This is a genomic window from Mucilaginibacter robiniae (assembly GCF_012849215.1).
GTDB lineage: Bacteria > Bacteroidota > Bacteroidia > Sphingobacteriales > Sphingobacteriaceae > Mucilaginibacter > Mucilaginibacter robiniae.
Genome location: NZ_CP051682.1, coordinates 890,909 through 903,335, shown reverse-complemented (window position 1 = coordinate 903,335; position 12,427 = coordinate 890,909). Strand labels below are relative to the sequence as shown.

Below are 12,427 nucleotides of genomic sequence, written 5' to 3'. Positions count from 1 at the left end.
GCAATGACGAACGGTTTAATGTTATTCTTTTATTAATTCATCGTACAATTCTTTCCAGTCAGGATTCATACGTTGAATTAGGTTTACCTTGTTTTGTCGGTTTCCTGCTTTAATTTGCTTTTCTGCTGCAATAGCTTCTTCTATATGCAAATAAGCAAAATAATACACTAATTTCTCACAGTTGTATTTAGCTGTAAAGCTATCAGGATAAACTTTGTTTTTATGTTCCCAAATTCTGCTAGTAATGTCAGCAGTAACGCTTGTGTAGAGTACTGTATGGCACTTATTAGTCAGGATATAAACACAGCCCCCTCTTTGCATAAATTAATTAATTTATTTTAACAAACGTCATTGCGAGGAACGAAGCAATCGCTACGCTGATAGGCGCGGCACTAATATCCATGCACAGATTGCTTCGTTCCTCGCAATGACGACTTTTCTCTTACCAAGCTAACCTATATGCCACCCGAATAGCAAACTGCTGTAAACGATTGCGCGACCAGCTTTCGTAACGCAAACCCACATCCACCGCTTGGTGGCTTTCGGGTTGAAAGGGTATGATGAAGCCTGTACCTAATGAGTAGGTAGCCAGATTTTTTTGTCCGGCATTGTTATCCAGCACAGCGCCGGCCTCTCCCTCAAAATACACTTTGGTATCAGGGTAATATTTAATACCTGCTTTAAGGGGTATGTAATGGTCGTTGGAAGGTGTAGCAAAAGCTTCCGCATAAGCTCGGCGATAATGCATTTGGGTATAGCCGCCGGTTAAACTCAGGCTAAAAGCCTTAATCAGATGGGCTTCAAGTTTACCTGTTGCGCCATAGCCAATAGTATAACCGCTATGCTGCGGAATGTTCAGTTCCGGCCCAATGCTGACGGCTATATGCGGGTTATTAAATGTAGGGTTTTGTGCCGCGGCTATTGTAATCAAACCGAAGGTAGAAATAAACAGAAAAAGTTTTTTCATGTAAGAAGTTTACCGAAATGTGTCCGTTTAGCTCGTTATGCTTGTGGTTGAGGATTAGTTAAACGGATAAAAACAGACTCCAATGATTGCTCCTGGTGAGCTTGCTTAAGTCCCTGCAAAGTATCATCAGCCACAATTTGGCCTTTGTTAATAATGATAACGCGATTGCATACGGCTTCTACCTCCTGCATAATATGGGTGGAAAGAATAACGGTTTTGGTTGTACCCAAATCTTTGATCAGTTGCCGGATGCCAATTAACTGGTTCGGGTCAAGTCCTGAAGTGGGTTCATCCAGAATCAAAACATCGGGGTTGTGCAAAATAGCTTGTGCCAAACCCACCCGTTGGCGATAACCTTTAGATAGCTGGCCGATTTTTTTGTGTTGCTCTGGACCTAACCCGGTTTGCTCAATTGCTTCAGTTATGCGCTGGGCTGGGTTATGCAGCTGGTGTACACCGGCTATAAAGGCTAACGATTCTTTAACGTACATATCCGTGTACAGCGGGTTGTTTTCGGGCAGGTAGCCAATGCAACGCCGTACTGCTAACGATTCTTTTACGGTATCATACCCGCACACACTGGCAGTGCCCGATGTTTGCGGTACAAAGCCGGTCAGCATTTTCATGGTGGTTGATTTGCCTGCACCATTAGGCCCTAAAAAACCCAGTACGCCTGGTGTGGCGTTAAAGCTAATACTATCTACCGCCTTTTGGGGGCCATACCACTTGGTTAAAGCGTTAACCTGAATGCTCATGGGGGTAAAGTTAGTTAGCAGAAGTGTGATATTGGTGAAAATGTTTGAATTTATAAGCGGGCATTTATTTGTACGTACCAAGGTTTTAAGCGTTGCATAAAAGCTTTGGCGTACCTGATAAGGTGAGTTAACACAAACTTTACAGAAGTACTGGCGTTAAATTAGCTATAATGTCTTTGCATTCACACTTAAAGGTTTTCTTATGCTTGCTGAGCGCGCTTATGGTTCAGGCTAAAAGTGCCTCGGCGCAGTTTGATACCACTTCGGTGATTCAGAAGTTTGATAACCGTGTCATGATTCACCTTTCCGAGCATCGTACGCCAGCACAAACCAAGTATTTCCTCTTTGTATCACACATGAATTTATACGGAAATGCCTTGGTTCCGGCCGGATTGCTGGCGGGTGGTGTGTTCGGTCATGATAAAGAAATGCGGCAGAATGCTTTGTTTGTAGCCAGTAGTTCGGTTATATCTTACGGTGCGGTATTGCTGATTAAAAACCTGTTTAAACGCCCGCGTCCGTTTCGCAGCAATACCCGCATTATCGCGGTTTACCAAGCTGGCGGTTTCGCTTTTCCTTCCGGCCACGCTTCATCATCAGTCAGTACGGCTACTGCGATTTCTATGGCTTATCCGAAATGGTATGTGATCGCACCGGCTGCTGTTTGGGCTTCATCCATTACCTACTCGCGTATGTATTTAGGTTTGCATTACCCTAGTGATGTAACTACCGGCGCTTTGTTCGGCGCAGGTACTGCCGTGTATTTCAATACTGTACGCAAGCGGGTGGAAAATAAATAAAAGCTTAGCGTTGTACAGTATCATGCAGGTACTGCGGTTATTTTATAGCATTCAGTAAGTTTTTCACCAAGTCATCCATTTCTTTGTTTTCAATCCAGCGCACTACCATTACCAAGTCGTGTTCCGGGTCGCAGTAAATAATATTATTGCCATTACCTATGTGCACCCATACATTGGCTGGTGCCGATGGCAATAGTTTGTGGTCGGTATTCAAAAACCAGTTCATGTAACCATAACCAGTATTGGCGGTAGTAGGGGTGAGGGCTTGCTTAACCCACTGCTGACTGATCAACTGGCGGCCATTCCAGTTGCCGTGATTTAGGGTGAGTAAACCGAAGCGGGCCATATCATAAGCGCTGATGTACATGCCGCCGCCCCAATGCCCGCCGCCGCTTACCGATTGTACCGGTTGCCCATCCAGCACAATCCACGCATTGCGGTAGCCTGTCCACCGCCAGGTAGTAGAAGCACCAATCGGATCCATGATGGTTTCTTTTAAAACCTGCGGCAGAGGTTTGCGCCAAACGGAGGTAGCTGCCAAAGCCAAAGCATTTACCCGTACATCGTTGTATTTCCATGTTACCCCAGGTTCATTGCGCTGGCGTATTTTGTATTGTTCAATATCACCTTGCGGACGGTCGGCCCAATCAGGTTTGCCCCATAGGGTGCCTTCCCAATCGCTGGTTTGGCGCAGCATCACTTCCCATGTAAGTCGCCGGTTGTGAGCCGAAGCAAAAGGGTAGATGATATTGTTCTGCTCGTATTCGTGTCCGGTAGTGTTGATACTGGGGTTGTACAATTCCACAAAGGGTACATAGTTAGCTACAGTATCTTGCGTACTGTGAATCAAGCCCCGGTCAACCGCAATGCCTACCAGGCTGGAAAGAAAGCTTTTGGTAACACTGTTGGTTATATCCACCCGGTTGGGCGTACCCCAGTCGGCTACTACATAGCCTTTGTAAACAATTACACCGGATGAACCACCACGATCTACCAACGGACCCACTGCATCACTGAAAGGCTCCTTGCCAAAACTTTGGTATTGTGCCAGTTCCTGGTTGCGTGATGATTTACTTTCATGGGCTTGGGCAAAGGCGATAGTTTGCTGTATGGCGGCTTCGTTCAAACCCATTTGTGCTGGCGTTTTATGTGCCCAGCTACCTACAGGCGGAAAGTAGTCGGCTGTTTTACTCTTTTTCTGACTGTAAGCCGAAGTCATAATCAAGCACACGAAAGCGAAGGCAGACAGATGGTGTTTCATGAAAGCAAGATAGAAAGGAAATTTAGAAAATTAAGTTGACCTAAGTAATAAGCACGCAAAACAATGTTAAATAAAAATCCCCCTAAAAAGGGGGATTAATGTATTGACGTATTCAAATTTATACCGCGTCTGAAAGTGACGTAAACGTAAAGTCTCTGATCTTCATCGGCGGAATCATGTAGCCCCGGTAGCTTTCCACGCTGATGGCGCGTTCCGGCTTGCCTAATGTTTCTACGTTGTTCAGCATAATCACCGGACTTTCATTAAAGCGCATGTTCTTGATCGGGAACTTAATTTTACCGTTCTCAATGTAGAAAGTACCATCGCGGGTAAGGCCGGTTAAAGCCAATACTTGCGGGTCAACCATCCGAATGTACCACAGGCGCGATACCAGAATGCCACGTTCAGTGCTTTTAATCATATCTTCCAGGCTGGCGGTGCCACCTTCCATAATAATGTTGCTTGGGCCAGGTACGGGTTTTACACCTTTCTTTTGCGCCCAGTAACGGTCGTAATCCAGGTTTTTTACCACCCCGTTTTGTATCCAATAAGTTTTTTCGTGCGGTAAACCTTCGCGGCTCCAGGTGCTGGCCGGCAGGTCGGCATTAAAGGGATCGGAGTAGATGGTTACTTTATCATCCATCAGCTTTTCGCCCAAGCGGGTACCACCGCCTTTTTTGCTCAGGTAGCTACGGCCTTCTTCGGCGCTGCGGGCATCAAACCTGAACATGTTTTCCAGCATATACACAGCGGCCGTAGGTTCCAGAATTACCGTGTATTTACCCGGCTCAATCGCTTTAGCACCTACCGAAGCTGACGCTTTCTGGGCCGCTATTTTAGTAGCACCGTAAGTGTCCAGTTTGCTTACATCAGTAAAACCTCGGGCAGCATAGCCTGAACCGGTACCGGCCTCATTACGGGTGGTTACGGTAAAGGTGACGTTAGTAGCTTTGTTGTAGGCAAACAAACCTTTTGAGTTCATGACTGCGTTGAAGTCAGTTCCATTTTCCAGGTAACCGGCAGCTACCAGGTTGGCGGCTTTGGTTACTTCCAAACTTTTGGCCATCATATCGGCGCGTTGCTCGGGCGTAATGGCAGCTGTTTTGTCGTTATAGGTGATGGATTCGGCAAACGTTTGCGGGCCAAGTGGGGGCATGTGCTCTGAGTTTTCGGGCGCTAGTTGAGCTAGCTCTTCCGAACGGCGTACCACTTTTTCCAGCGAAGCATCATCAAACTCATTGATGCTGGCGGTGCCGGTTTTTTTACCATAAGTTGAACTTACCGACAGGCTCAAAGTGCCTATATCGCCAGCGGTAGAAACCTGGTTTAATGCGGTACGAATGTTGCCGCCTTCCTCACCGCTCAAACCAATTATACATTCATCGGCTTTTGAATAGCTAAGCACTTTCTTTAACAAGGTTTGTGCTTCTTCTTTACTCAGTAATGGCATAATATCTTGATTATCCGATTCTTCTTTTAGTGTTAATTACATTTACTCCGTTAAAACGTGAGGTGGCCGAGCCATGCGATACTGCGTTAGACTGGCTAGGCTGGCCTTTACCATCGTTGAACGCACCGCCCAGGCGGTAATCGCGTTTGTCGCACACGGCAACCAACGAATTCCAGAATTCCTGGTTGGTAGCCTGATAAGCCACATCGTTCAGCATACCTATAATTTTACCGTTCTTGATTTCATAAAACAGCTGACCGCCAAACTGGAAGTTGTAACGTTGCTGGTCGATAGAGAAAGAGCCGTTACCAACAATGTAAATGCCTTTTTCTACGCCTTTAATCATCTCATCCACACTCAAAGGGGTTTTGCCGGGTTGTAGTGATACGTTCGGCATGCGCTGAAACTGTACGTCGCTCCAAGTTTGCGCATAGCAACATCCCTGTGAATGATCCAGCCCTAAAATATGAGCCTGATCGCGAATGGCCTGGAAGTTCACCAGTACGCCATCTTTCACCAAATCCCACTGTCCGCATTTTACGCCTTCGTCATCATAACCTACAGCGCCTAATGAACCGGCTTGTAGTTTATCAGCTACTACGTTCATGTTTTTGCTGCCGAAGTGGAAGTTGCCGGAATGTAATTTATCCAGGGTCAGGAAGCTGGTGCCTGCATAATTGGCCTCGTAGCCCAGTACCCGGTCCAGCTCGGTAGGGTGAGCTACCGATTCGTGAATGGTGAGCCAAAGATGCGAAGGGTCAAGCACTAAATCATACTTGCCGGGTTCAACCGATTTGGCGGTGATTTTTTCAGTAGTATTTTTGGTGGCATTTTTAATATCCTCCAGCATGTCATAACGCTGTTTATAGCGGGTTACTATGCCATGTACCTTTTCACTTTCTGATGGGGTTAAGTATTCATAACCCATGCCGCAAGGTACGCTCAAGGCTGCACGGCTTTCAAAGCTATTCGTGGCAGGGTCTGTTTTGGTTACGGTGAAGTTCGGGTACAGGCGATGAATATCCTGATCGATGTACGAGCCATCGGTTGAAGCAAAGTATTTCTGCTCATTAATAGCTAGAATGCTTGAGTTTACAAAAGTAGCACCTCCGGTTAATGCAGCGCCATTGCAGGCCAGTAGTAAATCAACTTTCTCTTTAATGGGTACCTCGAAAGCGTTTTTTTCAATAGGGGTTTTCCAGCTTACTTCACCGTAGCCTTGCTGCGGTGCCAGTTCAACAGGTTTGGTGCTGATTCTAGCATTGGCTTTTGCTACAGCTACCGCACGGTTGGCTACTTTAGCCATACCATCTTTGGTAACATCATTGGTAGCGGCAAAACCCCAACAGCCATTAACCAATACACGCACACCCACACCATACGATTCGGAGTTGCCTACGTTCAGTACTCGTCTTTCGCGGGTAATAACAGCTTGGTTCAGGTAGCGGCCAATACGCACATCGGCATAAGATGCACCTTTAGATTTGGCAGTGTTCAGGGCGGCGTCGGCCAGTTCTTTTTTAATGCGTGTGTCCACCTGCTTCAGCGCCTCAGCCGGGTCAATCGGCGTTCCGAATGAGGGCAGGTTTGGCAGCATCATTGCGCCGGCGCCAACACCAGTTAAGTAAATAAAATTTCTACGTTTCAAGGTTTAATCCTCCTTAGCGGTTAATTATAGTTGTTAAAATAACTTGGTTAAGCAATTAACTTGCGTTCAATCCACAAAAAAGTGCAGGTTGTTAATAAAAGCAAATAAAAATACATTTTCGGTAGTTCAATTTGTGTGTTTTGCTGTATCTGTTTTGTTACAGTTGCATTTTTACCACTATTTGCTACAGATTTTTGTGTGATTGCTATTTTTTGCTGTGCTTTTAAACTATTCCACCGTTTATTTTCATAAACGTAGCACCAGGAAGGTGTTCCGTTGCTAGTGTTAATTTGTTGCCAGCCAGCATGAGTAGGCCAATAGTTGACCGTCCACAAATAGGGGATGGAAGCGTTTTGTACCGGTGCCACGTGTATACCATTTACCTGAACCTGCGCCGGTGTTGAGGCGCTTTGTAATTGAAGTTGTACGGGTTCATTCAACATAGGTAAGGCTGAGGCTACCATCCATCCGGGTACAGACGGGAGTTTGCGGGCTGCTTTGCCAATCAGCAACGACCATAATGCGGCATAATCTTTATTATTGCCAGCCATCAGCCAAGCGAAGGTATGATTTAGCGTGGTAAACACGCGCTGACCTGAACCGGTTAACGCCGTAGCCGCCAGTACATGGTTTTGACTATCGTAAACGAGGTTTTGCGTATTACCCTGTGCCGAAACGTAAGAAGGATCAATGAGCAGGCGTGCTGTTTTGGCTTTTTGATTTTGCAGAGTCAATACCTCGTTCAACTGTGCTTTGGCAGTTGCTGCGTTTGCCTGAAAACCAGTTTGCAGCCAGGATGCGGCGTTGCCGGCGCTATCTGCCCGTACAATTACGCCTAAGCCTTTTTGCAGCACCTCTTGTTTCAAGGCACCACTTTCAGAAGCGTTCAAAGCTTTTAAGGTTGATAAATCGCCCAGTACAACGTCAAATTTGCTAAGCAGGGCAGGCGTAAGGTGTTCCAGCGATAGCTTGTCGATGTTCACATAATCCTGGCTGATTTTATCTTTACTGATGACGGAACGTACCGCCACGCTGTAACCATTCTCCGAAAGCCAGTTTTTCAGGAAACGGGTTTCAAAATCGGGCGAGGAGGTGAGCATGAGCAGCTTGATGGGTTTCACCGCTTCTACCTGAACCGGTAAACTTTCATGCGCAAGCGTATCATTGCCCGACAAAGTTAACAGGCTATACACTGCACGACCTGTATTTTTAGGTATGGCTGATAACTCGAAATCTGTTGAGGCATGAGCCGGTAAAGTAATTGAATCCAATCCGGTGTTTAAACCTTTTAACAGCACTTTAACCGGCTTGTCGGCTGCTGATTGGTAATGGCCTTGTACTTGTAATGCTTCGCCTGCTTTTAAGTTTTCTGGCCAGCTTAAACGCTGCAAGCCTGCCGGTGTAACAGGTGCCTGGTAGCTTAACGGAATAGTAGTGAGTTGCTGTAATTCATACTCGTTTAAGCCATAACCTAAAATGTGCAACTGCTTAATGGCCGGATGATGATAAATAATATCACTTAAACTGCTTACCCAAGTGGCTTTAGGGTATTGTTTTTTAATGTTCTTGTCTGTCGTGAAAATAACCGGATAATGATGGTTGCTGATGCTGTCGGCCGAGTAGCCTTCAGTTAATAAAACGGCATCGCTGCCATCAGTTGCTTTTCGCTGACTGGAGTAGGTTAAGGGTAAGGCAATGCAGGCCAGCGCAGTAACCGCCAACAAAATAGCCAGTACACGCCAGCCTAAGCGGCTACGGTTGGTACGGCGATATTCCTGCCAAAGTGTAAGCAGTAGTACAACTACACAGATGATGATAACGGTGATGTTCCAGTGAGTAGCAGCCATTATCGGTTCAAGTGGTTTAAGTTGTTATAATAACCTTTGGCCAAACCTAAATCGGCCGTAGTAGCTGTAGCATCAGGCATCGTTTTTACCGCAGGCAGGCTTTTCTGAATGGCTTTTTCTACGATAGCAATATCTGCCGGATTTATTTTTTTGCCGGCTGATAACATGCGTTGCATGGCGCTTACCGCACGCAAATAAATACCCGGCTCGGCTGATGCCCGACTGCTAAGTTGCTGTCCGGCTAGTTGCAAGGTGCGCAAGCTGGTGGTAGTAAGGGCAGGGTTTTGCTTGAGTTGTTCCAATACCGTTACGGCTTGTTTTAGCGTGATAAAGCGGTCGGCAGCTGGCTTGATTTCCTGCTGGTTTACAGGCTGGCCGATTTTGCTTAAGTCGCCACTTAATCGTTTTTCCGGTTTCAGTGGAGGCGGATTGTAAGCTGTTTTGGCTACATACGAGCGTGATTTTTCCTGCAAGTCTTTCAATAGCCGTAATGCTTTATATTCGAAAGGTAAAGCTTCTTGCGGTTTGTATAGGCGCAGGTGCAGTTCAGCTTTCCACATTTCGCTTAGGGTAGCTTTCAATTGCGCTTTCACAGCTGGTTCTAAAAAGGTAGCATCTTCGGCGTTATCATGCTTATCGGTATAAGCATCCATAATCATGTTGGTATTGCCGAAGTTTTCGGCTTTGCTCAGTTCTTTATGGTCTTCACCTTCATTACCGCTTTCGTCTTCTTCACCCAAAAACTTACCGTAGCGCAGGCGCAGTAGTTTCTGGTCCATGCCCATATCGTTGCAACGGGTTTTAAAAGCATCCTGGCTAATGCTGTCGCGCTCTTTCAAAAGTTTTTCGGTATCCAGAATAATTTGGCGTTCGCTCCGGAAGTATTCAGGTTTGATGTTAGCGGCAGTTACTAAACCATCCATACTTAGCAAAGCTGCGGTATCTTGTATCGAAACAATCAGTACATCGGTGCGGCTTAGTTGCTGATGCGTATCACGGGCCTGAATATAAAAATACAATTCATCACCGGGTTCCATGTTCAGGGCGGGTAAATCCAATACCTTTTGTAAGTTGTATTGCCGGCTATGCTGCTGAAATGAAGTGCTAAAGCTGAACTGATATTGTTTAAACTTTACGGCTTCGCCGCTGCCTTTGGCTACGGTGGCAAAAATGCGGGCATCACTTACCCCGTAGTCGTCGTTTACTGCCGCGTTTAAGGTTACCCGAGGTGCCTCGCCGGCATCAATATGGGTGTATTGTTTAGGCATTTTGATATGGATAACCGGTACGCCATCTTTAATTACCTGAATTTGGTAAAGGTCTGATAGTTTGCCATCAATGCTCACCTGGTAAAAGCCGGGTTGGATGATGGCACGTTGGGCTTTCCACTGGGTGTGCTCGCTATTGGTACTACTTAGCAGTAGCTTTTCATGTTCGTTAAAGAGCAGCCAAACCTTTTTAACTGTTATATTGGTATTGATTTGCCAGTTTATTGTAGCACCTTCTTCGGCCTGTAAAGTAAATTTATCCTGCTCGTGCGAAGGTTTACCAGTATAAGCAGGTGGTGTAATTTTAATGTTGACTTCATCAATTTGGGGCAATACCTTTTCAGGTGGCAGTGATGTGCCTGTGCTGGTTTGATCGGTACCCAACCCATAGCTGCCGGCATGAGTCCGTACGTGTATTTTTGAGCAAGCAAAGCTGATGGCTAAAGCCAGCACCAATAGTAATCCGGCTGTTTTAAGCCGTTTGGTAAATTGTTCAGGTTGGGTAGGTACGTGTTGCAATGCATTTTCCACTTTACTGCATTGCAGGCGCTCCAGCAGGTTCAGGCTGTCGGCAGGTTTGAGTACCAAATCAGTGCTTTCTTCCAATTCAGGGTAAGAGCCATTTAGGAATGTGCAAATGGCTTGTAATGTAATTTGCCACGGGCGACGGTAAGCTTCCAGCCCTAGCCATACAATGATAAAAACAAGCACGCCCCACCACGCCGACCAGCCCGCTAAAAAATGTAATAGACTGCCTAAAACTAAAGCGCAACCTAAAGCCAGAAGTGCGTCGGCCAGGATTTGGTAGGCAATCCAGCGTTGTTGCAGAGTTTTTACCTTATACAATCCGTTATGCTCAGTCATGGGTTGCAGTTTTAGGTGTACGGTTAGCTAGCCAGCGTTCTGCCAAAAACAGCAGAATTAAGACCAGCCAGCAATAATGAGTTAAATCCTGATAGCCGGTGATTTTGGTAACCGTTTCATGCGTTTCGGTACTAATAAGAGGCATTAATTGTTCGTGCGTAAGCACCCGCTTATCAAAGCGCTTATTTACCGGAACAGTATTGCCGGTTAATAATTGAAGGAGCCAGTTCGGAAACTCGCTGCTCCAAACCAAATCATTCCAGGCTGGGTTAAAGCGGCTATAAAAGTGATAAGCTTGATGTGTACCTTGTAATTTTAAGCCCAAAACTGCATGGCCATATCCATCTCGCCAGATAGGTGACTCCCTGCGGTTGCTACTTACCATTTTAAACAAAGCAACTTTTTGTACCTGCTGCGATGCGGTAGAAAACTCATTGCTGTTATCCATCCATGAACGTACCGTCATGATTTTGCCTTTTTCGTAAGTCAGCACGTTTTTGCTTTGTTGTAGCAAGCGGCTGCTTATTGGCTTTTCAGACAACCAGAACAACCAGGTTTGCCCTGCCGGAATAGCTTGTGCATTGCTGTACAACTTGACCATAGATTTTTGCTGTGTAAATTGACTTACGGCTTTTAGTGCGGCTTGCAGGTAAGCGGCATCAGTAGTATAATTATCGGTATAAACCGCAATGCGCAGGGTAGTGGTGTCGATAGCGGCGGCGGTGTTCGCTTGATCTTTAAGGCTAACGGTAGGTTGCCCATTATTAACATTAACGGAATAAGCTGAGTTAGCCTGATTGCCCTGTTGAATGTTGGCATACCGGTAAGTAATGCCCGTTGTTGTACCGTTGCCTTGTACTACCCTGATGTTTTTGTTGCCGGTAAAATAAGCCTGTTGTACCCAGGTGCTTGCCGAATCGGCAGGCGTATAAGTTTGCCAGTGCAGGTTTAAGGCTACCTGTGGCTTGTTGCCCGTGAAATAGCTGGCCCGATTAGGTGTAAATACATACAAAGGCAATGAGGACGCTACTTTAGTATCCAATTGGCGAAGCATGTTCCAATAATCGGGTGTGTAGGCGGCGGTATCTTTGCGAATAGAATCTTGCGGATGCAACAAGATTTGCTGCAAGTTAGATTTGGAGAAGTTTCGGTCGAAATAATGAAACTCATACCCGGCTTTGGTGAGCGAATCAATGCGCGGTTTAAATTGCCGGTAAGTAGCGGTAAAAGTTTCTTTCGGGAACAGTATCCAGCCTTTGGCTTTTGTTAGCGTAAGGTGTTTTTGCCATACGGGTAAGGCCAGCAACAGGGCTAAGGTGATAAGCAGCAGGCAGCGTAATATAAACAACGGTATATCCAACAGTTTAAAGCTGCGACTACTTTTGCGCGAGGCGGCATCTATTAACGAGATACTGCCTACTTTAAGCACTTTACCCGGACGAATATTCCACAGGTGAATCACTACCGGGATAATTACCGCGGTACCTGCCAACAACCATATGGGATTTAAAAACTGAAACAACTTCCTTTAAAATAAATTACCTCAATAACCAATAACCAATAACCA

The 12,427-nt window shown here is 45.9% G+C and carries 10 protein-coding genes; 1 reads left to right on the top strand and 9 read right to left on the bottom strand.

Going from position 1 to position 12,427, the window contains the following annotated elements; genetic code table 11:
- Positions 1 to 21: 21 nt before the first annotated feature.
- The 3 genes from HH214_RS04055 to HH214_RS04045 form a co-directional block, all read right to left on the bottom strand.
- Positions 22 to 321 (bottom strand): GIY-YIG nuclease family protein, encoded by a 300-nt coding sequence (locus HH214_RS04055; RefSeq protein ID WP_169606125.1) that lies wholly within the window; start codon positions 319 to 321, stop codon positions 22 to 24.
- Positions 322 to 442: 121 nt separating this feature from the next.
- A complete protein-coding gene (locus HH214_RS04050; protein ID WP_169606124.1) occupies positions 443 to 967 on the bottom strand; it encodes a hypothetical protein in 525 nt (174 codons plus the stop codon).
- Between the two features lie 35 nt (positions 968 to 1,002).
- Positions 1,003 to 1,722 (bottom strand): ATP-binding cassette domain-containing protein, encoded by a 720-nt coding sequence (locus HH214_RS04045; RefSeq protein WP_169606123.1) that lies wholly within the window; start codon positions 1,720 to 1,722, stop codon positions 1,003 to 1,005.
- 170 nt (positions 1,723 to 1,892) lie between these two features.
- Here HH214_RS04045 and HH214_RS04040 point away from each other — a divergent pair, with 170 nt between their 5' ends.
- On the top strand, positions 1,893 to 2,522 hold the full coding sequence (locus tag HH214_RS04040; protein WP_248282200.1) for a phosphatase PAP2 family protein: 630 nt from the start codon (positions 1,893 to 1,895) through the stop codon (positions 2,520 to 2,522).
- Positions 2,523 to 2,559: 37 nt separating this feature from the next.
- Here HH214_RS04040 and HH214_RS04035 read toward each other — a convergent pair whose 3' ends face one another.
- The 6 genes from HH214_RS04035 to HH214_RS04010 all read right to left on the bottom strand — a co-directional run bounded on the left by HH214_RS04035 (position 2,560) and on the right by HH214_RS04010 (position 12,382).
- Positions 2,560 to 3,783 carry a serine hydrolase domain-containing protein gene (locus tag HH214_RS04035; protein ID WP_169606122.1) on the bottom strand — a complete coding sequence of 408 codons (1,224 nt, stop codon included), beginning with the start codon at positions 3,781 to 3,783 and terminating at the stop codon, positions 2,560 to 2,562.
- Positions 3,784 to 3,901: 118 nt separating this feature from the next.
- Complete coding sequence (locus HH214_RS04030) at positions 3,902 to 5,233, bottom strand: TldD/PmbA family protein (protein ID WP_169606121.1); 1,332 nt, start codon at positions 5,231 to 5,233, stop codon at positions 3,902 to 3,904.
- A 10-nt stretch (positions 5,234 to 5,243) separates the two neighbouring features.
- Positions 5,244 to 6,881 carry a TldD/PmbA family protein gene (locus tag HH214_RS04025; protein ID WP_169606120.1) on the bottom strand — a complete coding sequence of 546 codons (1,638 nt, stop codon included), beginning with the start codon at positions 6,879 to 6,881 and terminating at the stop codon, positions 5,244 to 5,246.
- 47 nt (positions 6,882 to 6,928) lie between these two features.
- Positions 6,929 to 8,728 (bottom strand): hypothetical protein, encoded by a 1,800-nt coding sequence (locus tag HH214_RS04020; RefSeq protein WP_169606119.1) that lies wholly within the window; start codon positions 8,726 to 8,728, stop codon positions 6,929 to 6,931.
- On the bottom strand, positions 8,728 to 10,860 hold the full coding sequence (locus HH214_RS04015) for a hypothetical protein (protein ID WP_169606118.1): 2,133 nt from the start codon (positions 10,858 to 10,860) through the stop codon (positions 8,728 to 8,730). Before HH214_RS04015 ends, HH214_RS04020 begins: the two co-directional genes overlap by 1 nt.
- On the bottom strand, positions 10,853 to 12,382 hold the full coding sequence (locus tag HH214_RS04010; protein ID WP_169606117.1) for a BatA domain-containing protein: 1,530 nt from the start codon (positions 12,380 to 12,382) through the stop codon (positions 10,853 to 10,855). Before HH214_RS04010 ends, HH214_RS04015 begins: the two co-directional genes overlap by 8 nt.
- Positions 12,383 to 12,427 lie beyond the last annotated feature (45 nt).

Coding starts and splice junctions, on each gene's coding strand:
- HH214_RS04040 (WP_248282200.1), top strand. CDS start 1,893: ATGTCTTTGCATTCACACTTAAAGGTTTTCTTATGCTTGCTGAGCGCG.
- HH214_RS04030 (WP_169606121.1), bottom strand. CDS start 5,233: ATGCCATTACTGAGTAAAGAAGAAGCACAAACCTTGTTAAAGAAAGTG.
- HH214_RS04020 (WP_169606119.1), bottom strand. CDS start 8,728: ATGGCTGCTACTCACTGGAACATCACCGTTATCATCATCTGTGTAGTT.
- HH214_RS04035 (WP_169606122.1), bottom strand. CDS start 3,783: ATGAAACACCATCTGTCTGCCTTCGCTTTCGTGTGCTTGATTATGACT.
- HH214_RS04050 (WP_169606124.1), bottom strand. CDS start 967: ATGAAAAAACTTTTTCTGTTTATTTCTACCTTCGGTTTGATTACAATA.
- HH214_RS04045 (WP_169606123.1), bottom strand. CDS start 1,722: ATGAGCATTCAGGTTAACGCTTTAACCAAGTGGTATGGCCCCCAAAAG.
- HH214_RS04015 (WP_169606118.1), bottom strand. CDS start 10,860: ATGACTGAGCATAACGGATTGTATAAGGTAAAAACTCTGCAACAACGC.
- HH214_RS04055 (WP_169606125.1), bottom strand. CDS start 321: ATGCAAAGAGGGGGCTGTGTTTATATCCTGACTAATAAGTGCCATACA.